At 67.8% G+C, this 22,404-nt stretch carries 23 protein-coding genes; 19 read left to right on the top strand and 4 right to left on the bottom strand.

Annotated elements, in window-relative coordinates; all coding sequences use genetic code 11:
• Nucleotides 1-215: 215 nt before the first annotated feature.
• From JNK68_00565 to JNK68_00550, 4 genes are all read left to right on the top strand, one after another.
• Nucleotides 216-545 (top strand): EF-hand domain-containing protein, encoded by a 330-nt coding sequence (locus tag JNK68_00565; protein MBL8538838.1) that lies wholly within the window; start codon nt 216-218, stop codon nt 543-545.
• Nucleotides 546-726: 181 nt separating this feature from the next.
• Complete coding sequence (locus JNK68_00560; protein ID MBL8538837.1) at nt 727-1,251, top strand: DUF3455 domain-containing protein; 525 nt, start codon at nt 727-729, stop codon at nt 1,249-1,251.
• A gap of 149 nt (nt 1,252-1,400) precedes the next feature.
• Complete coding sequence (locus JNK68_00555; GenBank protein MBL8538836.1) at nt 1,401-2,159, top strand: SDR family oxidoreductase; 759 nt, start codon at nt 1,401-1,403, stop codon at nt 2,157-2,159.
• Between the two features lie 18 nt (nt 2,160-2,177).
• Entirely contained in the window at nt 2,178-3,245 is a 1,068-nt protein-coding gene (locus JNK68_00550; GenBank protein MBL8538835.1) for a class 1 fructose-bisphosphatase, read from the top strand.
• A gap of 135 nt (nt 3,246-3,380) precedes the next feature.
• Here the strand turns inward: JNK68_00550 and ppc are convergent, their stop codons facing one another.
• Nucleotides 3,381-6,182 carry a phosphoenolpyruvate carboxylase gene (gene ppc / locus JNK68_00545; protein MBL8538834.1) on the bottom strand — a complete coding sequence of 934 codons (2,802 nt, stop codon included), beginning with the start codon at nt 6,180-6,182 and terminating at the stop codon, nt 3,381-3,383.
• Between the two features lie 19 nt (nt 6,183-6,201).
• On the opposite strand from ppc, the gene hemC reads away from it, so the two are divergent.
• From hemC to JNK68_00525, 4 genes are read left to right on the top strand one after another with little or no spacing between them, the layout of a single operon-like run.
• Nucleotides 6,202-7,284, top strand: a complete 1,083-nt coding sequence (gene hemC, locus JNK68_00540) for a hydroxymethylbilane synthase (protein ID MBL8538833.1) — start codon at nt 6,202-6,204, stop codon at nt 7,282-7,284.
• Nucleotides 7,285-7,307: 23 nt separating this feature from the next.
• Nucleotides 7,308-8,090: a uroporphyrinogen-III synthase gene (locus JNK68_00535; protein ID MBL8538832.1), complete on the top strand. Its 783-nt coding sequence runs from the start codon at nt 7,308-7,310 to the stop codon at nt 8,088-8,090.
• Between the two features lie 7 nt (nt 8,091-8,097).
• Nucleotides 8,098-9,219, top strand: a complete 1,122-nt coding sequence (locus JNK68_00530; protein ID MBL8538831.1) for a uroporphyrinogen-III C-methyltransferase — start codon at nt 8,098-8,100, stop codon at nt 9,217-9,219.
• The gene (locus JNK68_00525; GenBank protein MBL8538830.1) at nt 9,216-10,424 is read left to right on the top strand and encodes a heme biosynthesis protein HemY; all 1,209 of its coding nucleotides are present in this window, start codon (nt 9,216-9,218) and stop codon (nt 10,422-10,424) included. Before JNK68_00530 ends, JNK68_00525 begins: the two co-directional genes overlap by 4 nt.
• A 62-nt stretch (nt 10,425-10,486) precedes the next feature.
• Here the strand turns inward: JNK68_00525 and JNK68_00520 are convergent, their stop codons facing one another.
• Entirely contained in the window at nt 10,487-11,527 is a 1,041-nt protein-coding gene (locus JNK68_00520; GenBank protein MBL8538829.1) for a CDP-6-deoxy-delta-3,4-glucoseen reductase, read from the bottom strand.
• 65 nt (nt 11,528-11,592) lie between these two features.
• Between JNK68_00520 and JNK68_00515 the strand changes: the two genes are divergently transcribed.
• The 11 genes from JNK68_00515 (at nt 11,593) to JNK68_00465 (ending at nt 20,851) form a co-directional block, all read left to right on the top strand.
• A complete protein-coding gene (locus tag JNK68_00515) occupies nt 11,593-12,486 on the top strand; it encodes an NAD-dependent epimerase/dehydratase family protein (protein ID MBL8538828.1) in 894 nt (297 codons plus the stop codon).
• A 66-nt stretch (nt 12,487-12,552) separates the two neighbouring features.
• Nucleotides 12,553-12,879: a divalent-cation tolerance protein CutA gene (locus JNK68_00510; GenBank protein MBL8538827.1), complete on the top strand. Its 327-nt coding sequence runs from the start codon at nt 12,553-12,555 to the stop codon at nt 12,877-12,879.
• A gap of 49 nt (nt 12,880-12,928) precedes the next feature.
• Nucleotides 12,929-14,704 carry a protein-disulfide reductase DsbD gene (gene dsbD, locus JNK68_00505; GenBank protein ID MBL8538826.1) on the top strand — a complete coding sequence of 592 codons (1,776 nt, stop codon included), beginning with the start codon at nt 12,929-12,931 and terminating at the stop codon, nt 14,702-14,704.
• Nucleotides 14,701-15,255 (top strand): TlpA family protein disulfide reductase, encoded by a 555-nt coding sequence (locus JNK68_00500; GenBank protein ID MBL8538825.1) that lies wholly within the window; start codon nt 14,701-14,703, stop codon nt 15,253-15,255. Before dsbD ends, JNK68_00500 begins: the two co-directional genes overlap by 4 nt.
• 100 nt (nt 15,256-15,355) lie before the next feature.
• Complete coding sequence (aroQ, locus tag JNK68_00495) at nt 15,356-15,817, top strand: type II 3-dehydroquinate dehydratase (protein MBL8538824.1); 462 nt, start codon at nt 15,356-15,358, stop codon at nt 15,815-15,817.
• Nucleotides 15,818-15,819: 2 nt separating this feature from the next.
• Entirely contained in the window at nt 15,820-16,272 is a 453-nt protein-coding gene (locus tag JNK68_00490) for an acetyl-CoA carboxylase biotin carboxyl carrier protein (GenBank protein MBL8538823.1), read from the top strand.
• A gap of 75 nt (nt 16,273-16,347) precedes the next feature.
• Nucleotides 16,348-17,700, top strand: coding sequence for an acetyl-CoA carboxylase biotin carboxylase subunit (accC, locus tag JNK68_00485; GenBank protein MBL8538822.1), 1,353 nt, complete (start codon nt 16,348-16,350; stop codon nt 17,698-17,700).
• A 7-nt stretch (nt 17,701-17,707) separates the two neighbouring features.
• The gene (gene prmA, locus JNK68_00480) at nt 17,708-18,595 is read left to right on the top strand and encodes a 50S ribosomal protein L11 methyltransferase (protein ID MBL8538821.1); all 888 of its coding nucleotides are present in this window, start codon (nt 17,708-17,710) and stop codon (nt 18,593-18,595) included.
• Nucleotides 18,592-19,383, top strand: coding sequence for a zinc-ribbon and DUF3426 domain-containing protein (locus tag JNK68_00475; protein ID MBL8538820.1), 792 nt, complete (start codon nt 18,592-18,594; stop codon nt 19,381-19,383). Before prmA ends, JNK68_00475 begins: the two co-directional genes overlap by 4 nt.
• A gap of 92 nt (nt 19,384-19,475) precedes the next feature.
• Nucleotides 19,476-19,976, top strand: a complete 501-nt coding sequence (gene tpx / locus JNK68_00470; protein MBL8538819.1) for a thiol peroxidase — start codon at nt 19,476-19,478, stop codon at nt 19,974-19,976.
• 5 nt (nt 19,977-19,981) lie between these two features.
• Nucleotides 19,982-20,851, top strand: coding sequence for an SMP-30/gluconolactonase/LRE family protein (locus JNK68_00465; GenBank protein MBL8538818.1), 870 nt, complete (start codon nt 19,982-19,984; stop codon nt 20,849-20,851).
• Nucleotides 20,852-20,887: 36 nt separating this feature from the next.
• Here the strand turns inward: JNK68_00465 and pyrC are convergent, their stop codons facing one another.
• Nucleotides 20,888-21,919: a dihydroorotase gene (gene pyrC / locus JNK68_00460; protein ID MBL8538817.1), complete on the bottom strand. Its 1,032-nt coding sequence runs from the start codon at nt 21,917-21,919 to the stop codon at nt 20,888-20,890.
• 68 nt (nt 21,920-21,987) lie between these two features.
• The coding region (locus tag JNK68_00455; protein ID MBL8538816.1) for a TRIC cation channel family protein at nt 21,988-22,404 on the bottom strand (417 nt) is incomplete at its 5' end.

The raw sequence follows: 22,404 nt of genomic DNA, 5'->3' as shown, positions 1-22,404 counted from the left end.
AAACGCCGGCTACACCACTGCTGCGTCGCCGTCCGGCGACGTTGTGTCGCATTGACCACGCATCCCCAAAGCATGCGATATCCGCGTCAGGGACTGTTCCTTCATGACTAGTTTGCTGTCGGCACGCGGGGTGCGCAGCTTCTTGTTTGACGCGGCCGCGGGACAGGGAGGCTGCGGCTGGTACGTCCGTCAATGTTTCCACGGAGGAACCTGTCATGAAGCGTTCGATTTCCTTTCCGACCCTTGCCACCGTTTCACTCATCGCAGGCCTGCTGATTGCGCTGAGCGCTGCGCTCGCCCAACCGGTGGAAGACAGCGGTGCGCAGACGCGACCCTACGTCGATCCCATGGTGATTGGAGACTCCACCCTTGCCAGATGCACGTCCATGTTCCGCATCCTCGACGCGAACCGGGACGGCTACATCACCCGCGACGAGGCGAGGAAGTCGGCCGAGACGACCGCCAGCTGGAAGAGGCTCGACGACGATCTCAACGATCGGCTCTCGTTCGACGAGTTCTGCGCCGCAAGTGCACCCGGCCCCTGACCGCCTCCAGGGGACAAGCGGCCCGGCAGTCACAAGAGCCGAATCTGCTGTCGGAAATCGTGCATGGGCGGCGCTTCGCGCATAATGCTCGAGCGTACTGGTCGCCTCCCGCTGGTGGAAACACCGGCGGTACGGTGCCCGGACAACGTCGAGTCCCCACCATCGAGCAAAGGACGGCATCATGTTTCATCCCCTCACGCTTGCCGCACTGGCAACGGCACTCATCGTCGCCTGCGCAGCCTCCCCCGCCGTGAAGGTGCCGGAGAAGCTGCAGCCCGGGGCGAACGAATCGCTGTCGATGATCGTTCCCGCGAAGGGTGTGCAGATCTACGAGTGCCGCGCCGGGAAGGATCAGGCCGGCGCCTATGAATGGGTGTTCGTGGCGCCTGAGGCCGAGCTCTTCGACCGGCACGGCAACAAGATCGGCCGCCACTACGCCGGCCCCCACTGGGAGTCGACCGATGGCAGCAGGATTCTCGGTGCGGTGCGCGAACGCGTCGATGCGCCGGTGGCCGAAGCGATTCCGTGGCTGCTGCTCTCCACGAAGTCGGTCGGGCCGGCCGGTGCCTTCAGCAAGGTCACGAGCATACAGCGCGTGAACACCGCGGGCGGTGTCGCGCCCAAGACCGGTTGCTCCGAAGCCACGGTTGCCACGTCCGCGCGCGTCCCCTACACCGCCGACTACTACTTCTTCGTACCCAGGTAAGCGCAGACACCCCGCGGCATTTCGCGTACCGTCTTCGCGGACGACAGGGCAGTGAGAAGTCGCAGCACGCAACAGCGCTTCGCAATAAACTGTCCGCAGCGGGAGGGGCGGATCGCGCGCGTCCCGACCGATCGAGAAGGAGTTTTCACGTGAGCGGGAAAATCGCCATTGTCACCGGGGGCAGCCGCGGCCTCGGCCGCAACACGGCGTTGCACCTGGCCGAAAAGGGTGTGGATGTGCTCTTCACCTATCGCAGTCGCGTGGCGGAGGCCGAGAGCGTGACGCGGGAAATCGCCGGCAAGGGTGCCCGCGCCACCGCGCTGCCGCTGGATGTCGGCGACGCTCGCGGCTTCGCCGACTTTGCGGCGCGGGTGCAAACGGAGCTGCATCGACACTGGCAGCGCGAGACGTTCGACTTCCTGGTGAACAACGCCGGCACCGGCGTCCACGCTGCCTTCGCCGAGACCAGCGAAGCTCAGTTCGACGAACTGATGAAGATCCACCTCAAGGGCACTTTCTTCCTCACCCAGGCTTTGCTGCCGCTGATCGCGGACGGCGGTCGCATCGTCAATCTCTCTTCCGGCTTGGCCCGCTTTGCACTGCCCGGCTATTCCGCCTACGCCGCCATGAAGGGCGGGATCGAGGTGCTGACGCGCTACATGGCCAGGGAACTCGGTCACCGCGGCATCGCCGTCAACACCGTCGCCCCGGGGGCGATCGAGACCGACTTCGGCGGCGGGGTCGTGCGTGACAATGCGCAGCTCAACGCTCAGATCGCCTCGCAGACGGCGCTCGGCCGCGTCGGTGTCCCCGACGACATCGGCGGCGCCATCGCGGCGCTGCTGACCGAGGACAACCGCTGGATCAACGGTCAGCGCATCGAGATATCGGGCGGCATCTTCCTCTGAACCGGAGACTTCACTGCAGTGCTTGCCGATCGCAGTACGCTCACCCAGTTCCTGATCGAGGAGAGACGGCGTCACCCGAGTGCCAGCGGTGAACTGAACGCGCTCATCCTTGACGTTGCCCTCGCCTGCAAGGCAATCGGCAAACAGGCCGCCTATGGTGCACTTGGCGGCGTGGTCGGCGCGGCCTCGATCGGCATGCAGGGCGAAAGCCAGCAGAAGCTGCCCCTGCTCGCGGCCGAGCTGTTCCTGCGTGCGAACGAGTGGGGCGGCCATCTCTGCGGGATGGTGTCGGAAGAGATGGAGCAGCCCTGCGCGATTCCGGCGCAGTATCCGCGCGGCAAGTATCTCCTGGTCTTCGACGCCCTCGACGCTTCACCGAGGATCGACGTCAACGTCAGCGTCGGCAGCATCTTCTCCATCCTGCGTGCCGTTCGCCCGGGCGAGGACGCCGTGACGGCGGACTTCCTGCAGAGCGGATGCGAACAGGTCTGCGCCGGCTATGCGATCTACGGACCGGCCACGATCTTCGTCATCACCGTGGGTACCGGCGTGCACGGTTTCACCCTCGATCCGCAGATCGGCGAGTTCTTCCTGACACATCCAACGATCCACATTCCGGCGGCGGCCAGCGAGTTCGCCATCGATGCGTCCAACAGCCGCTACTGGGAGCCCGCGGTGAAGCGCTACATCGACGAATGTCTGGCCGGAGAGGACGGTCCGCGCGGCAAGGACTTCAGCATGCGCTGGATCGCGTCGCTGGTCGCGGAAACGCACCACATACTGCTGCACGGCGGGGTGTGCATGTACCCGCGCAACGCGCGGGACCCCGCGCGACCCGGCCAAGTGCAGTTGCTCTACAAGGCGAATCCCATCGCCTTCATCGTGGAGCAGGCCGGCGGCTGTGCAAGCACCGGCCGCGAGCGCGTGCTCGATGTCGCGCCCGGCGACTTGCACCAGCGCGTCGGCTTCACCTTCGGCTCGCGCGAGGAGGTCGCGCGCATCGACCGCTATCACCGCGACCGCGGCCTGCGCGAGTACGACTCGCCGCTCTTCAGCGTGCGTGGCCTGTTCCGGGCGCCGCGCTGATCGGGAGAAGTGTGCACGTGGCCGGGCCGGCAGCGGCAGCAGTGATTGGCGCCGGCCACCGCCGCACGCCCCTAGAAAGAAGACGCAGGCCATAGGCCTGCGTCGCTACTGGTACCGCCAAGTTCTCGGCGCTGCTTACCCGCTGTTGCGCAGCCCCGATGCGATGCCGTTGATGGTGAGCAGGATCGCCCGCTTGGTCTTCTCGTCCTGCTCGCCGGAACGGTAGCGCCGCAGAAGCCCGACCTGCAGGTGGTTCAGCGGGTCGATGTAGGGCTGCCGGTTGCGGAAGCTGCGGGCGAGCGAGGGGTTCGACTGCAGGAAACTGCGCTGTCCGGTGATCGCGCAGAGCTGCTCCCCGGTGCGCTTCCACTCGTTGTAGATGTCGGTGAAGATGCGCTCCGACAGCAGGTCATCGGTGACGAGATCGGCATAGCGTGAGGCGATGCTCATCTCGCTCTTGGCGAGCACCATGTCCATGTTCGAGAGCAGCGCCTGGAAGAACGGCCAGACGCGATGCATCTCCTGCAGCGTCGCGAGCCCCGCGTCGCCCTCGCGCTTCAGGTAATCCTCGATGGCGGTGCCGAAGCCGTACCAGCCCGGCAGCATGATGCGCGACTGCGACCAGCTGAACACCCAGGGGATCGCCCGCAGGTCCTCGATGCGGTCGGAGCGCTTGCGCGCTGCCGGCCGGCTGCCGATGTGCAGGTCCGCAATCTCGGTGATCGGCGTCGCCTGCCGGAAGAAGGTGACGAACCCCGGCGTCTCGTACACCAGCCGGCGATAGGCCTGGTATGCGGTTTCCGACAGACCGTCCATGATCCGGTAGTGGGCGTCGAGGTCCTGGTCGGGATGGCCGTGGGGCACGAGCGTGGCTTCGAGTGTGCCGGCGACGAGCGTTTCCAGGTTGCGCCGGCCGATGTCGGGGTCGGCGTACTTGCTGGCGATGACCTCGCCCTGCTCCGTGACGCGGATTTGGCCGTTCACGCTGCCGGGTGGCTGGGCGCGGATGCCCTGGTAGCTCGGTCCGCCGCCGCGGCCAACGCTGCCGCCGCGCCCGTGAAACAGGCGCAGTCCCACGCCGTGCTTGCGAAAGACCTCGACCAGTACCGCTTCGGCCTTGTGCAGCTCCCAGTTGGCGGTGAGATAGCCGCCGTCCTTGTTGCTGTCGGAATAGCCGAGCATCACCTCCTGGTTGTTACCACGCGTCGCCAGCAGCCGGCGGTATGTTTCGAGTCCGAGCAGGCGATCCATGATCGGCCCACAAGCGCGCAGATCGCCGATGGTCTCGAAAAGCGGCACGATGTTCACGGCGAGCCGCGGCTCCGGCCGAACCTCCAGCAGCCCGACCTCTTTCATGAGCAGCGCGATCTCGAGCAGGTCGCTCACGCCGTCGGTCTTGGAGATGACGTAGTTCGGGAGCGCAGCCCTGCCATAGCGCCGATGGATATCCGCCGCCGCGTCGAAGATGGCGAGCTCCCGGCGGGTCGATTCGCTGTACTCGATGAAGGGCGAACGCAAAGGTCGCGGCGTTTCGATCTCACGCAGCAACCACTCGATGCGCGCGTTCTCGTCGATCTCGGAATAGCTGCCGGCGTTTTCCCCCTGTTCGAACAGCTCCGCGACGACCGACTCGTGGATGCCGGAGTGCTGCCGCATGTCGAGCGTCGCCAGATGGAAGCCGAACACCCGCACTGCTCGCCGCAGATCGTGCAGCCTGCCGTCGGCGATGCGCGCCGAGCCGTGACTGCGCAGCGACCGGTCGATGACGTCCAGATGCTCGACGAACGCCTCCGGCGTCGGGTATGGCTCGGCGGCGGTGACCGGCGGCGGCTCCGCCGACAGCCCGACCAGGTCGCGCGCGGTGGCCGCGAGCCGCGCATAGATGGTGGCGATGGCGCCGCGGTAGGGCTCGTCCGCCCGTTGCTCGTCCTGCAAGGCAGGGTCGAGGGCGAGCGCCTCCAATTCGGGGCGCGCACCGACCAGGCGGCGCGACATGCTGAGCTCGGCGCCCAGGGCGTAGGTCTGCGCGAGATAGTATTGGAACGCCACCGTTGCATGGCGGCGCATCGCGTGCTGTGTCACCTCGTGCGTGACGAAGGGGTTGCCGTCGCGGTCGCCGCCGATCCAGCTGCCCATGCGCAGGACCGATGCCACCGGCGGCGTGCGCTCGGGCCATGCCACCGCGAGCATGCGCTCGATGTCGGTATAGAGCTTCGGGATTTCGCGCAGGAACGTGTAGTCGTAGTAGGCGAGACCGTTCTCGATCTCGTCCGCCACCGTGAGCCGCACCGAGCGCAGGATGCGCGTCTGCCACAGCGACAGCACGTCGCGCCGGATTTCTTCCTCGCTCGCCGCGAGCTCGACCGGCGTGAGCTGCAGGCGATCGCGCTCGAGCAGGAGGCGCGTCAGCTCGCGCTGGCGGTTCAGCACGGCGCGGCGCTGCACCTCCGTGGGATGCGCGGTCAGCACCGGCGTCACAACGCCTTCCGCAAAGAAGCGCTCGATGTCGTCCGCGCCAAACCCCGCTGCGCGCACGCGCGCGAGCGCCAGGGCGAAGCTGCCTTCCTGCGGCTGTGTGTCCTCGCGCTGATGAATGCGGCGGCGGCGATTGTGGTGCAGATCCTCGGCGATGTTGGCGAGCTGCGAGAAAAAGGTGAAGGCGCGCGCGACGACCACCACTTCCTCGTACGGCAGCGTGCCCAGCATGCGTTCGAGCTCGCGCTTGGTGGCCGGATCGCGCTCGCGGCGAAAGCGGATCGCCATCTGCCGCGTGCGCTCGATCAGGTCGAAGGCGGCGTCGCCGTGCTCTTCGCGCAGCGTGTCGCCGAGCACGCGCCCGAGCAACCGGATGTCATCGCGCAGGGGGGCGTCCTTGTCCGCCTCAGCATCCGGTGTGAACACACCGCGCGCTGCATTGCTTTCGGTGCGATCGTTCATGACGAGGGTCCTCCGCGTGATGAGGGAAACGGCCGCCTTGCCGGCGCCAGCGGGCCACCGGGACCAGGGGGTGCATGATAAAATCGCCGCGCGGTCAGGCAGGGGCGCAGGGCGATTCGGAACAGGGACAATCGAGAGACGCGGTTTGAGGAGCAGTGAGTCTGTAACCCGGCAAGTGCCGGCACGCATCGTCATCGCCACCCGGGAGAGTGCGCTCGCACTCTGGCAGGCACACCACGTCGAGGCTCGACTCGCTGCATTATATCCGGAAACGGAAATTCGTCTGCTCGGCATGACCACGGAAGGCGACCGTCGTCTCGGTGCATCGCTCGCCAAGGTCGGCGGCAAGGGACTTTTCGTGAAGGAGCTCGAAGCGGCGCTCGAAGCGGGCGATGCAGATATCGCGGTGCACTCGATGAAGGATGTGCCGATGACCTTGCCCGAGGGCTTCATCATCGCGGCGATCGGTGAGCGCGAGGATCCGCGGGACGCGTTCGTGTCGACGCGCTGCACGCGCCTGTCGGAGCTGCCCGCGGGCGCCGTGGTCGGCACCTCCAGCCTGCGCCGCGAAAGCCAGATCCGCGCGCGTTATCCCGGTCTCACCGTCGCACCGCTGCGCGGCAACGTGCAGACGCGGCTGCGCAAGCTCGACGCGGGCGAGTTCGATGCCGTCATCCTCGCCGCGGCCGGTTTGAAACGACTCGGGCTTGAATCGCGCATCACCGCCTGCATCCCGACCGAGGAGAGCGTGCCCGCAGTCGGTCAGGGGGCGCTCGGCGTCGAGTGCCGTGCCGCGCGCACCGACATGATCGCCGCCGTCGCCGCCCTCAACGACGATGCGAGCGCACGTTGCGTGCGTGCCGAACGGGCGCTGAGCCGCGCGCTCGCAGGCAGCTGCAACCTGCCGCTCGGTGGCTACGCACGCATCGAGAACGGACGCATCCACATGACCGCGTTCGTGGCCAACCCGGACGGATCGCAGCACCTCACCGCGCGCGGCGACGGCGGGCTCGACGCTCCGGAGGCGCTCGGTGAAGCGCTGGCGCGCGAGCTCTTCCGGCGCGGCGCCGCCGGCATCCTTGCCCGCGCCGCCGCTACCTGATGGAACAGGCTGCCGATCCGCACATGCTCACGGGACGCACCATCGTCGTCACGCGACCGGCAGAACAGGCGCATCCGCTGGCGGAGCGCATTCGCGCGGCGGGCGGAACGCCGGTGGTGTTCCCCGTGCTGGAGATACGCGACATCGAGGACGCCGCGCCGCTGCTGGCGATCGTGCGCCGCATCGCGGGGTTCGACCTCGCCATCTTCGTCAGTCCGAATGCGGTGCAAAGAGCGCTCGCGGCCATCGCGGCGGCCGGCGGACTACCGCCGCACGTGCGCGCGGCCACCGTCGGCCAGGGATCGGCCGCCGCGCTGCGTCGCGCCGGGATTGCCGACGTCATCGCACCGACGACGCGCTTCGACAGCGAGGCGCTGCTCGATGCAGCCGAGATGCAACCAGTCGCCGGCCGGCGCATCGTCATCTTCCGCGGTGTGGGCGGACGCGATCTGCTCGGCGACACCTTGACGGCGCGAGGGGCCGTCGTCGAGTATGCCGAATGCTACCGCCGTGCGAAGCCCGATGCCGATCCGGCGCCGCTGTTCGAGCTCTGGGCACAGGATCTTCTGTCGGGAATCGTCGTCACCAGCAGCGAAGGGGTGCGCAACCTGTTCGAGATGGTCGGCACCACGGGTCGTGCATGGCTCGAGCACACGCTGCTCGTGGTGCCGCACGAGCGCATCGCGGAGACCGCCCGCGCGCTCGGTGCCACGCGCGTGCTGCTGACCGGGCCGAACGACGACGGCATCCTGGCCGGCATGATCGAGTGGTGGAGCGGCGGCGGCGCCCTGCACCGACCTGTCTGAGTCTCCCATGGACGATCCCGCCCCGCAGCTTTCCGCCCCCGCAGCCGCCGACGCTGTCGCCGCGCCGCGCGAGACGCCGCGTCCTTCTCTGCCGCCCGGCAGCATCGCACTCATCCTGGCGGCGCTCGCCCTCGCGCTGCTCGCGTGGCACTGGTTTGCCGCACGCAGCGACGCCCAGGCGATGCGTCAGGAGCTTGCGCAGCGTCTCGCCGAGATCGACGCGCAGAATCGCGAGGGGCGGGTGCTGGCGCAGCAGGCACAGGAGGCGTCGCGCGACATCGCGGTCAAGGTGGGCGTGCTGGAGGACAAGCTCGCCCAGTCGCAGAACCAGCAGGTGGCGCTGGAGTCGCTCTACCAGGAGCTTTCGCGCAACCGCGACGACTGGTCGATCTCGGAAATCGAGCAGATCGTGGCGATCGCGTCGCAGCAGCTGCAGCTCGCCGGCGACGTGCGCGCCGCGCTGCTCGCCCTGCAGACCGCCGACAGCCGCCTGCAGCGCCTCGACAAGCCACAGCTCATCCCGCTGCGGAAGGTAATCGGCAAGGACATCGAACGCCTGAAGGCGCTGCCTTACGTCGATACCGTCGGCATCGCGGTGCGGCTCGATTCGCTGCTCGGCCAGATCGATGCGTTGCCGCTCGCCATGGAAGTGCGACCGCTGTCCGAGCGCGAGACCGCGCCGCCGCCACCGGCAGGCGAGAGCGCGTGGCAGCGGGTGGTGCGCGAGGCACTGGCAGACTTCAAGCAGATGGTGCGTCTGCAGAAGCTCGACCGCGCCGAGGTGCCGCTGCTCGCCCCCGAGCAGGCCTACTTTGCGCGCGAGAACCTGAAGCTGCGGCTGCTCTCGGCGCGCATCGCCCTCCTGCAGCGCGACCCGGTGGCGTATCAAGCCGACATCGCGTCCTCCCGCGAGTGGCTCAACCGCTACTTCGACACCGAGAACAAGGCAGTGACGAGCGCGCTCGCCACCTTGCGCGAGCTGCAGGAGAGCCCGGTCAGCATCGAACTGCCCGATCTCGCCGCGAGCCTCGAAGCCGTGCGTAATTACAAGATTGCGCGCGACACGGCGGAAGTGCCGGACACCACCGCCCCCGCAAAGCCGGTCGCCAAGGGAGCGCGGGCGCGATGAAGGCGCTGCTGTGGCTGCTGGCGCTCGCCGCGCTGGCGGTCGCGCTCACCGTGGCCTCGCGCTATTCCAGCGGTTATGTGCTGATCGTGCTGCCGCCGTACCGGGCCGAGCTTTCCGTCAATCTGCTCGTGCTCATCGTGCTCGCCGGCTACGCCCTCTTCTACGTGATGACACGCTTCGTGTCGAATGCGCTGCGCATCCCCGAGCAGGTGCGCGAGTTTCACGAGACGCGTCGCCGCGAGCGCGGGCGGCGTGCGTTGAACGAGGCGATCGGTGCGCTCTTCGTCGGCCGCTTCGCGCGCGCGGAAAGGTCGGCAGCCGAGGCGCTGGAACTCCACGAATCGCCGATCCTGTCGGCGGTGATCGCTGCGCGCGCCGCGCATGAGTTGAAGGCGTTCGACAAGCGCGACGACTATCTGGCGCGCGCCATCCGCAATGATTCTCCCGACGCCGATCTCGCGCGCGTGGCGCAGGCCGAACTGCTCGCCGAGCAGCAGCACTTCGACGAAGCGCTGGCATCCTTGCAGGGCGTCGAGCACAGGCACCCGGCGGTCATGCGCCTGGAGCTTCGCCTGCAGCAGCGGCTCGGCAACTGGGATCGCGTGCTCGAACTCGCCGCGAGCCTGGGCAAGCGTGGCGTGTTCGATGCGCTGCGCGTGCAGCAGGTGAGCCGCAATGCGCACATCGAGAACCTGCGGCGCCGCACCCTGGACGCGGCAAGTCTCACCGAATACTGGCAGAAGCTGTCCGGCGAGGAGCGGACCGACACCAAGATCGCCGCCGTCGCCGCGCAGGTCTACATCGCCCTCGGCGGCTGCGCACAGGCGCACCGGATCATCGAGGACAGCCTCGCGGTGGCGTGGGACAGCGGGCTCGCCGCGCTCTACGGCGAGTGCCTGGGGCAGGACGTGCGACGGCAGATCGAGCTCGCGGAGAAGTGGCTGCCGGATCATCCCGACGATGCCACCCTGCTGCTCACGCTGGGACGGTTGTGCGCGCGACAGGGGCTATGGGGCAAGGCAGAAAGCTATCTGGAAGCGAGCCTGTCCGTGGAGGAGAGCTACTCCGCGCACCTCGGCCTCGCCCAGCTCAAGGAGCGGCGCGATCTTCCCGACGAGGCTGCCACCCACTACCGCAAGGGGCTCGAACTGGCGCTCTATCAGGTGAAATCCAACACGGGCGGCCGCCGGCGCACGGTGGTATAGCGCGCACCGACGAGGCCGGTGGAGGATCCGACTGCGTGAGGCGTCCGCGACGGACGGAGAGGCTAACCTGCCGCCGTATTCTTGCGGCCGTCGCTCGAGGTGGTGAACGCGTCGGAGAAGAAAGCGTCCTCGGGCAGCCGGCAGCGGCTGGTGAAATCCCGATGCGCCGCTTCCACCATCACCGGTGCGCCGCAGGCGTAGACATGGTAGGCGGACAGGTCCGGCAGGTCCTCCATCACCGCCTGATGCACGAATCCCGTGCGCCCGGTCCACGCTTCTTCCGGGCGCGCCTCGGACAGCACCGGCACGTAGCGGAAATTGGGATGCGCCGCCGCCCATTGCCGCGCCAGCGCGTCGAGGTAGAGGTCCGCGCGCGTGCGCGCGCCCCAGTACAGCACCATCGGCCGCTCGATGCCGCGGTGGAACGCGTGCTCAAGAACGCTCTTGATCGGGGCGAAGCCGGTGCCGCTGGCGAGGAAAACGATCGGCTTGTCGCTGTCTTCGCGCAGGAAGAAGGTGCCGAACGGCCCTTCGAAGCGAAGGATCTCGCGCTCGCGCATGCGCGTGAAGACGTACTCGGTGAAGGTGCCGCCAGTGTAGTGCCGCAGGTGCAGCTGGAGGTGCTCGTCATCGTGCGGCGCGTTTGCCATGGAGAAGGCGCGGCGCTTGCCGTCGCGGGTCAGGATTTCGATGTACTGTCCCGCCAGGAACTGCAGACGCTCATTCGCCGGCAGCCGCAGATGGAGCGCCATCACGTCCGGTGCGAGCCGCTCCATCTTCTGCACGCGGCAGGGCAGGGTCTTGATCGGGATGTCACGCACGGCGCCGACCTCGCGCGATTCGATGATGAGATCGGACAGCGGGCGCGCCTGGCAGAAGAGCGCGAAGCCTGCCGCGCGGTCGGCCTCGGACAGCGCACTCGGCTGGTAGCGCCCATGATCGACCTCGCCCGCGGCGATGTGGCCCCGGCACGACCCGCAGGCGCCGTCACGGCAGCCGTACGGCAGCGGGAAGCCCTGCCGCAGCGCGGCCTGGAGCACGGTCTCATCGGGTGCCACTTCGAACACGTGGTCGCTCGGCTTGATGGTGACGCGGAAGCTCATCGTGGTCCTTTCGATTGCACCGGCGCACACGCGGGCGGGCGGTGCAACTCCTTTACACTGCGGCGATGCGACGACTGCTGATCGTCGGTTGCGGTGACGTGGCGTTGCGCGCGGCACCGCTGCTCGCCCGACGCTACCGCCTCTACGGACTCGTGCATCGTCCGGAGCAGCGCGCTTTGCTGCGCGCCCGGGGCATCACGCCGATCGCCGGTGACCTCGACCGCTGCGCCCATCTCCGCCGGCTTCGCGGCGTCGCGCACGAGATTCTCCATCTGGCCCCACCGCCGCCGAAAGGGGACCACGATACGCGCACTGCGCACCTCCTGGCAGCCCTCGGAGGCGGCGGAAGTCTACCACGCCGCCTTCTCTATATCAGTACCTCGGGTGTCTACGGGGATTGTCGCGGCGCGCTGGTGCCGGAGACGCGCCGCGTGCGCCCCGAGACCGCCCGCGCGCGCCGCCGCGTCGACGCCGAGCGACGGCTGCGAGCGTTCCAGCGTCGCACCGGCGTCAGCGTCTCGATCCTGCGCGTGCCCGGCATCTACGCCGCCGAGCGCCTGCCGCTCGCACGCATCGAGGCAGGCACCCCGGCGCTGGTGGCCGAGGAGGATTCCTTCTCGAATCACGTGCACGCCGACGACCTCGCGCAGATCTGCGCGACCGCGCTGCGACGCGGCCGCCCCGGGCGCGTCTACCACGCGGTGGACGAGAGTGCCCTCAGGATGGGGGACTACTTCGATGCCGTCGCGGACGCTTTCGGGCTGCGCCGGCCACCACGGGTGACCTGGGCCGTTGCCCAGGCGCGCCTGGCCCCCGAACTGCTGTCCTTCATGCGCGAGTCGCGACGACTCTCGAACACGCGTCTTACGAAGGAACTCCGCGTGCGGCTGCGCTATCCCACGGTCCGAAGCGCGCTCGCAGAGTTCGCCCGCAAACGCCGCGACGCGCCGGTCGCGTAGAAGGCAGGCGCAAGTCCGACGCAACGAAAGCCGCTAGAATTGGGCATTTGCCGCAAAGCAACCGCCGTGGACACCTTGCTCATTTTCACCAATCTCCCGAACCGCGAGAGCGCGCTGGCCTTGGCGCGGGCGCTGGTGGATGCCCGCGTGGCGGCGTGCGTGAACGTGCTCGGCGGCTGCACCTCGATCTATCGCTGGCAGGGAGCGATCGAAACGGCGGCAGAGGTGCCGGTCCTGATCAAGACCCGGACAGCGCTCTACGCTGCCGTCGAACAGGCGATCCGCGCCCGGCATCCGTACGACGTCCCGGAGATCGTGGCCGTGCCCCTGAGCCACGGCCTGCCCGCCTACCTCGAATGGGTCGCGGCGGAGACGCTGCCCGCCACGTCCTAACCGTTCGCGCCGCATGATTCCGAGAACGCGCGGACCCGCCGTCCTCCTGATGGCGCTCCTGCTGCTGCCGCTGGCCGCTGCGGGTGCCGTCGACGATCTCTTCAAGTCCTTTGGCGGCAGCCGTGCGCAGCCGGAGTTCCTGCCGCCGGATCAGGCCTTCCGGGTCGAGGCAGAGCGCCGCGACGCCACCTCGGCGATCGTGCGCTTTGCTCCGGCCCCCGGCTATTACCTCTATCGCGACAAGCTCGCGTTTCGGCTGGAGGATGCGGGCGGACAGCCCGCCCGCGCCACGCTGCCGCCGGCCGAGCCCAAGCACGACCCGACCTTCGGCCAGACGGAGGTCTACCACCAGCCGTTCGAAGCGCTGGTCGAACTCAGCGGCGACGGGGCCGCGCGCCCCACGCTGGCGGTCGATTACCAGGGCTGTGCCGACAAAGGACTCTGCTATGCGCCGATGACGAAGACCTTTGCCCTGGATGGCGGCGGACTGGCCGTCGCGGCGGCCACGGCGGAACCGCTCAACGCCGTCGCGGAAGACAGCCGCATCGCCGCCACCCTGCGCGACGGCGGTCTGTGGGCGTCGATCGCCGCGTTCTTCGGCTTCGGGCTGCTGCTCGCCCTCACGCCCTGCGTCTTCCCGATGATCCCGATCCTCTCCGGCATCATCGCCGGGCACGAGCACGCGCATCTCTCGCACACCCGCGGCTTCCTGCTCGCTTTGGCCTACGTGCTCGGCATGGCCCTCACCTATGCCGCGGCCGGAATCGCGGCGGGGCTCTCCGGCACGATGCTCTCGGCGGCACTGCAGACACCCTGGGTGCTCGCCACCTTCGCGGCGGTGTTCGTGCTGCTCGCCTGTTCCATGTTCGGGCTGTTCGAGCTGCAGCTGCCGACGTTTCTGCAGAGCAAGCTCGCCGCCGAGGCGAATCGCCTGCATGGCGGCCACTTCGCCGGTGTGTTTGGAATGGGCGCCGTGTCCGCGCTGATCGTCGGACCGTGCGTAGCACCACCGCTCGCCGGCGCGCTGCTCTACATCTCGCAGACGCGTGAAGCCATCCAGGGCGGCGCTGCACTCTTCTCCATGGGCCTCGGCATGGGCATGCCGCTGCTCCTGATCGGCGCGACCGGCGGGGCCGTGCTGCCGCGCTCGGGGCCGTGGATGGAATCGGTGAAGCAGGGGTTCGGCGTGGTCATGCTGGCGGTGGCGATCTGGCTCGTCACGCCGCTGCTCCCGGCCGTCGTCGTGATGCTCGCGTGGGCGGCGCTTTGCATCTGCTCGGCGATTTTCCTGCACGCGCTCGATCCGCTGCCGCACGGCGCCTCCGGCATGCGCAAGCTCGCGAAGGGCATGGGCGTCATCGTCCTGTTGCTGGGCGTGGCGCTGCTCATCGGCGCGCTGTCCGGCGGTCGCGATCCGCTGCAGCCCCTTTCGGGGCTCCGGGCGAGCGCCACGGTAACGGCACCGGCACTGCAGTTCCAGCGCGTGCGCAACCTGGGGGAGCTGGAAGCGCAGCTCGAGCAGGCGCGTGGCCGGCCGGTCATGCTCGACTTCTACGCCGACTGGTGCGTCGCCTGCAAGGAGATGGACCGCTTTACCTTTAGCGATCCCCGGGTCCGCGCGGCGCTCGCCGATTTCGTACTCCTGCAGGCCGACGTGACGGCGAACACCGCAGGCGATCGCGCGCTCCTGCAGCGCTTCAACCTCTTCGGCCCGCCGGGCTACATCTTCTTTTCGGCAGCGGGCAGCGAACTCTCCGCGCTGCGGGTGACCGGCTTCAAGCCCGCAGATTCCTTCCTCACCGCCCTGGCACAGGTCGGACGATGACCCGAACCCGCGCCGGCGTCCTGTTCGTGGTCGTCGCGCTGGTCGCGGCCGCCGCAGGCGTCGCAGTCCGCTATCTCACCACCGACGCTCGTCGTCCGGCTGGCGCCGCCGCGCCTGCAGCGCGGACGGGCTTCCAGGACACGCTCGCCAAGGCGAGCTTCCCGGACCTGGATGGTCGCGCGCAGCCGCTGGAGCAGTGGCGCGGCAAGGTGCTCGTCGTGAATTTCTGGGCGACCTGGTGTCCGCCGTGTCTCAAGGAAATTCCGGAGTTCATCCGCATGCAGGCTCGCTGGGGGGACCGCGGTCTGCAGTTCGTGGGGATTGCCGTCGAGGCGCAGGAGAAGGTCGCGCCCTTCGCCGCCAAGATGGGCTTCAACTATCCCGTACTGGTCGGCGGGCTCGATGCCGTGGAGCTGTTGCGAACGCTCGGCAATACGCACGGCGGACTGCCTTTCACGGTCGTTTTCGATCGCAGCGGCACGCTCGCCGGGACCGAGCTGGGCGGTCTCGACGAGGCGAAGCTCACGCGCGCAATCGAGCCACTTCTCTGAGATTCGCCGCGGTTCACGCCAGATCGCCGGACGTCCATGCCGGCCGGTCAAATGCAATGATGGCTGGACGAAATGCATCGAACTGCGTCAAACTTCGCGGATGCCGGCGGCGTCCACCCCACAGCATATCCTGGTTCTGCACGGCCCCAATCTCAACCTCCTGGGTGCGCGTGAACCCCAGCACTATGGTCGCGTGACGCTGACTGAGATCGACGCGACGCTCGCCCGGCGTGCCACTGAAGCCGGCGTGCGACTGGAGTCGCACCAGAGCAATGCGGAGGGGGATCTGGTCGATCGCGTGCAGGCGGCCGCTCGCTCGGGAGTCGACTTCGCGATCGTCAACCCGGCGGCGCTCACGCACACGAGCGTCGCGTTGCGCGACGCCCTGGCCGCCGTGAACATTCCATTTGTCGAGGTTCATTTGTCCAACGTCTTCGCACGCGAGGCCTTTCGCCACCACTCCTATTTCAGCGATATCGCGGTCGGCGTGATCAGCGGCCTGGGTGCCCGCGGCTACGAACTCGCCCTCGAATTTGCGCTCGGCTACCGGCGAGGGAAATGACCATGGATCTCAGAAAGCTGAAGAAACTGATCGACCTGGTGGAGCAATCCGGCATCGCCGAGATCGAGATCACCGAGGGCGAGGAACGCGTGCGCATCGCCCGCGTCGGCGCCCAGGGGCCCGCCCAGATCGTCATGGCCAACGGTCTGCAGCCCGCACCGGCGGCGATCGCGGCAGCCCCGGGAGCACCCGCCCCTGCCGCAGCGGCCGCCGAACCGGAAGGCCACGTCGTCAAGTCACCAATGGTGGGCACCTTCTATCGTGCACCCTCTCCCGGCGCCCCCACGTTCGTGGAAGTCGGCAGTCAGGTGAAGGAAGGCGAGACTCTCTGCATCATCGAAGCGATGAAGCTCCTGAACGAGATCGAATCCGACAAGGGCGGAGTCGTGAAAGAGATCTATGTCGAGAACGGGCAGCCGGTCGAGTTCGGCGAGCCGCTCTTCCTGATCGGCTGAGTTTCGCGTGACGAGGACGCGATCGGTCGCGAGACCGCCGGCACCACGCTCCCCGACTGGCACCGGTTCGCGCCCATGTTCGAAAAGATACTGATCGCCAACCGCGGCGAGATCGCGCTTCGTGTGCAGCGCGCCTGCCGCGAGCTCGGCATCAAGACGGTCGTCGTGCATTCCGAGGCCGACCGCGAGGCGAAGTACGTGCGCCTTGCCGACGAGTCGGTCTGCATCGGCCCGCCGCCCTCCAGTGAGAGCTATCTCAACATTCCCGCCATCATCAGCGCGGCGGAAGTCACGGACGCAGAGGCAATCCATCCCGGCTACGGCTTCCTCTCCGAAAACGCCGACTTCGCCGAAAAGGTGGAAAAAAGCGGCTTCGTGTTCATCGGCCCACGCCCCGACACGATCCGCCTGATGGGTGACAAGGTAAGCGCGAAGCAGGCGATGAAGCGCGCCCGTGTCCCCTGCGTGCCGGGCAGCGAGGGCGTACTGCCGGAAACCTCGGCGGAAATCGTCAAACTTGCGCGCGCGGTGGGCTATCCGGTCATCGTGAAAGCGGCGGGCGGAGGCGGCGGCCGCGGCATGCGCGTCGTCCACACCGAGGCCGCGCTGCTCAACGCAGTCGCGACGACCCGCGCCGAGGCACAGGCCGCCTTCGGCAACCCCGAGCTCTATCTCGAGAAGTACCTGGAGCGACCGCGCCACATCGAGATCCAGGTGCTGGCGGACGAGTTGGGCAATGCCGTGCATCTGGGCGACCGCGACTGCTCCATGCAGCGGCGACACCAGAAGATCATGGAGGAAGCCCCGGCGCCGCAGCTGCCCACGCGCCGGCGCAACCAGATCGGCGACCGCTGCGCCGAGGCCTGCCGCAAGATCAACTATCGCGGCGCCGGCACCTTCGAGTTCCTATACCAGGACGGCGAGTTCTACTTCATCGAGATGAACACCCGCGTGCAGGTCGAGCATCCGGTCACCGAGATGATCACGGGCATCGACATCGTCCAAGAGCAGATCCGCATTGCGGCGGGCGAGAAGCTCCGCGTGCGGCAGGGAGACGTCGCCTTTCGCGGGCATGCGATCGAGTGCCGCATCAACGCCGAGGACCCGTACAAGTTCACGCCCAGCCCCGGTCGCATCGAGTCGTATCACCCGCCCGGCGGCCCGGGGGTACGCGTCGACACGCACATCTACGCCAACTACTTCGTGCCCTCCCAGTACGATTCCCTCATCGGCAAGGTGATTGCCTACGGCGAGACCCGCGAGCAGGCGATCGCCCGCATGCGCGTCGCGCTGTCGGAGATGATCGTGGAAGGCATCAGCACCAACATCCCGCTGCATCAGCAGTTGCTCACCGACGCCAACTTCCTGCGCGGCGGAACCAGCATCCACTACCTCGAACAGAAGCTCGCCGCCAACAAGGGCGGCTGACCCGCACGTGGCTTGGCTTGCCATTCAGTTCGTCGCGCCCGGCGAACGCGTCGACGAACTGTCCGATGAATTGCTCGCGAGCGGAGCGGTCTGCGTCGACACCGCCGACAGCGCGGCGGATACCGAAGCCGAGACCCCCATCTTCGAGGAACCGGGGGCGACGCTCGCGCCATGGCCGGCAGCGCGCGTGACCGCCCTCTTTCCCGAGGACCTGCCGGCGCAGACACTGGTGCGGCAGGTCCTGGCCGCCTGCGGTATCGGGGAGACGATCGAGCTGCAGGCGCGCCGCGTCGACGATGCGGACTGGGTGCGCCTCACACAGGACCAGTTCCTGCCGATCCGCATCTCCAATCGACTGTGGATCGTTCCCACATGGCACACGAGTCCGGACCCGACGGCGATCAATGTCGTGCTCGACCCGGGTATTGCATTCGGCACCGGCAGCCATCCGACCACCCGGCTGTGCCTGGAATGGCTGGCCGACACGGTGCACGGTGGCGAGCGCGTGCTCGACTACGGCTGCGGCTCGGGAATTCTCGCCATCGCCGCCATGAAGCTGGGTGCCGCCGTCGTGCACGGCGTGGACATCGACCCCCAGGCCGTGCTTGCAGCGGTTCGCAACGCGGAACAGAATCGCGTCGCGGCGCACTTCACGGGCCCGGACGCCGCACCCGTGGCCGTGTACGACATCGTGCTGGCGAACATTCTTTCCAACCCGCTCAAGGCGCTCGCGCCGCTGCTCACCTCGCGCGTGCGACCGGGCGGGTGGCTGCTCCTTTCCGGGATTCTGCAAGCGCAGGCCGCGGACGTGGTGGCGAGCTACGCTCCCGCCCTGCACCTGGCCCCGGTTGCCGTGCTCGACGGCTGGGCGCTGCTCGCGGGACGCCGGTCGTGACGCTCGCCACCCGCTGCCCGGTGTGCCAGGCGCTCTTCCGCGTGAGCCCCGAGCAGCTGCGGACACGGACCGGCCAGGTCCGCTGCGGGCGCTGCCACGCGATCTTCGACGGTCTCGCGCACCTGGTCTCCGATACAGGCAGGGCGACCGCTCTCGTCCCGGCGATTCAGGACACCGCAGCGCCCGCCGTGACGACCGAGGCCGCGCCCGCCGCCACGCCGCCAATCGCTCCGCCCGCGTCATCTGCGGCCGCTGGCTTCGTCGATGTCTTCGCGCCGACGCCGCCCCGCCCATCCGTCCTCGACCGGCTGCGGGAACAGTGGAAGACGGTTGCAGTCTCGGTCCTGCTCCTCGTGCTGCTCTTGCTGCAACTCGCGCTTCGCCAGCGCGACATGCTCGCCGCGGAGCATCCGGCACTGCGCGGTGCGCTCGTCGCGCTCTGCGGCATCGTCGGCTGCGAGGTCCGCCTGCCTCGTGCCGTCGACCGGCTCGCGATCGAGGGTGACGAAATGGTCGCAGACACCAAGGAACCGAGCCGTGTCACCCTCATCGCCACACTCAGGAACAGCGCGGAGTTTCCGGTTGCATATCCGGCGCTCGAAGTCACGCTGCAGAACGCGCAGGACGAAATCCTCGCGCGCCGCGTGCTCGGTCCGGCCGACTATCTCCCCGCCGGCAGCGACCCGGCGCAGGGGCTGGCCGCCCAGGGCGAGGTCAATCTGCGGCTCGCGCTCGACACCGGGTCGATGCGTGCAGAAGGCTATCGGCTGTTTCTCTTCTACCCGTAGCGGCGGCGCCAACTTTCACCGGAAGGTCCGGCCAGGCGCGCTACAATCGCGTGCTCCGGCATCCGCTTCACCCATACACGGAGGAGACAACCATGAGCCAAGTGACCCTCGGCGGCAATCCGATCGGCGTGGCAGGCGCGTTCCCCAAGCCTGGCAGCAAGGCTGCGGACTTTCATCTCACGACGAAGGATCTGAAGGACGTCGGACTCGGCGAATACGCCGGCAGGCGCAAGGTGCTCAACATCGTGCCGAGCCTCGACACGCCGACCTGCGCGAAGAGCACGCGCGAGTTCAATCAGAAGGCCGGCGTCATGAACAACGCGGTCGTGCTCGTGATCTCCGCCGACCTGCCCTTCGCCATGACCCGCTTCTGCAGCACTGAGGGTCTAGAGAACGTCGTCACGCTCTCGACGTTTCGGGATCGCGCCTTCCACACGGATTACGGTGTCGACATTACCGACGGCGCCCTGCGCGGCCTGACCGCGCGTGCCGTGGTGGTGCTCGACGAGAACAACAAGGTCGTGTATTCCCAGCTCGTGCCGGAGATCAAGCAGGAACCCGACTACGAAGCAGCACTTGCCGCACTGCGATGATTCGAATGGCGAGATGCCCGGCAGCGGTCGCGCGCCTGCTCGCAGCAATTATTTTCGCGACTGCTGCCGCGGCAGCGCTGGGCGCCCCGCGCGTCGTCAAGGGTCTCGTCAATCCCGAGTCGGCGCTGGTCGGTCCGCGCGGCGAGATCTACGTCTCCCAGATCGGCGAATTCGCGAAGGATGGCGACGGCAGCGTGGTCCGCGTCAAGGCGGACGGGACGCTGGAGCCCTTCGCAACCGGCCTCAACGACCCGAAGGGCCTCGCCCACGACGGCACCCATCTCTACGTGACGGATCGCGATCAGATCTGGCGCATCGACGCCAAGGGCAAGGCGACCGTCTTCGTCGAGCGTTCTGCGTTCCCGGTGGTGCCGAAATTCCTGAACGACATCGTGTACGACGGCGCCGGGCACTGGTATGTGTCCGACAGCGGCGCCAAGGGCATGGGCGGTGCGATCTTCAAGGTCTCGCCCACGGGCAAGGTCAGTCTAGTCACCAACACTTCCCTCGACCCGCTGGTGAAGAGCCCGAACGGCCTCGTCATGGACGGACCGAACGCGCTCATCGTCGTCGACTTCGCGTCGGGCGACCTCTATCGCATCTCGCTCGACCGGAAGAAAAAGAGCCGCAAGCTCGCCACCGGTTTCGGCGGGGGCGACGGGCTCGCGCTGGATCGCAAGCGGCAGCTCTATATCAGCGACTGGAAGAACGGGCACGTCTGGCGGATGCCGCTGACCGGATCGACACCGGTGCCCATCAAATACGAACAGAGCTTCGAAGCGGCGGCCGACCTGACGCTCGACGCCAGCGGGCGTTTTCTCATCGTGCCCGACATGAAAGCGGGAACGCTGACCTGGCTCCCGGTCAAGCCGTGAGCCGGACGCGCGACCTGCCGCGGACTGTGCCCGAGGCTAGACCATCCGCCAGCTGACGGTGCCACCGCCGCGCATCGGCACCAGTGTCCCGGCGCCGAAGGGAAACTCGGCGGGGACCGGCCAGGTTTCGCGCACCAGGGTGATGGTGTCGCCGTTCTTCGGCAGACCATAGAAGAGCGGCCCATGGATGCTGGCAAAGCCTTCGAGCCGGTCGAGCGCACCCGCGGCGGCAAACACCTCGGCGTATAGTTCGATGCCCGCGTGGGCGGTGAAGATGCCCGCGCAACCACAGGTCGTCTCCTTCGCCTGGCGCGCATGCGGCGCGCTGTCGGTGCCGAGGAAGAACTTCGGGTTGCCGCTCGTGGCCGCTTCGATGAGCACCAGTCGGTGCTCTTCGCGCTTCAGGACCGGCAGGCAGTAGTGATGCGGACGGATGCCGCCGGAGAACATCGCGTTGCGGTTGAGCAGCAGGTGATGCGCGGTGATCGTGGCGGCGACGCGCGCCGGCGTTCCCCGCACGAAGCGCACCGCCTCCTTCGTCGTGATGTGCTCGAGCACCACCCGCAGCCGCGGGTGACGACCGAGCAGGGGAGCGAGCGTACGGTCGAGGAAGATCTTCTCGCGATCGAACAGGTCGACCTCGGCAAAGGTGACTTCGCCGTGCACCAGCAACGGCAGGTTGACTTCCTCCATCGCTTCCAGCGCCTTCTGGCAGCGCGAAATATCGGTGACACCGGAGGCCGAGTTGGTCGTGGCCCCGGCCGGGTAGTACTTGACGCCGTGCACGACGCCGCTGCGTTTCGCCTTGATGACCTCCTCGGCCGACGTCTCGTCGGTGAGATAGAGCGTCATGAGCGGCATGAAGCGGCTGTTCGCGGGCAGCGCCGCCAGGATGCGGCGCCGGTACGCCAGCGCCTGCTCGGTCGTCGTCACCGGCGGCGTCAGGTTCGGCATGACGATCGCACGACCGAAGCGGGCTGCGGTGAAGGGCAGCACGGCCTGCATCGCATCGCCGTCGCGCAGATGCAGATGCCAGTCGTCCGGGCGCGTGATTGTCAAGCGGGTCATCGAACCATCTCCAGATCGGGCGGCAGGCGGGACTCACCGCCCATGGACCATTGCCGCAGGCAAGCATTTTACGTTCTCGGACGCACCGTCAGCCACGCGGGGTAGGTGAGCCCGAAGTGGATCGCCGCTGCGCGCATGAGGAAGAGCGCGGCGGCCGAGGCAGGCGCGGCAAGCTCGTGCCGCTCCGGCACGATGAGCAGCAACCCGACATAAAGCAGGCCGCCCAGGAGGATCGGCGTCGCGTACAACTCCTTGCGCGTGAGCAGCGTCGGCTCACCGATCAGCACGTCGCGGATGAGTCCGCCACCGATGCCGGTGACGATGCCCATCACGACCGCCACTGCCGCGCTGTGCGCCAGGCCGAGCGTCTTGTCGATGGCGAGCACGGTGAAGAGCGCGCAAGCGAGCCCGTCGAGATAGAGCAGAAGCGTGTAGGTGTCGCGCAGACGGCGTTCGAGCACGAACGCGGCGACCGTTGCCGCGAG

The sequence above is a fragment of the Betaproteobacteria bacterium genome, assembly GCA_016791345.1.
In the GTDB taxonomy this organism is placed as follows: domain Bacteria; phylum Pseudomonadota; class Gammaproteobacteria; order Burkholderiales; family JAEUMW01; genus JAEUMW01.
Note: the sequence above shows the minus strand (reverse complement) of the source record. Positions and strands in the feature narration are given on the sequence as shown.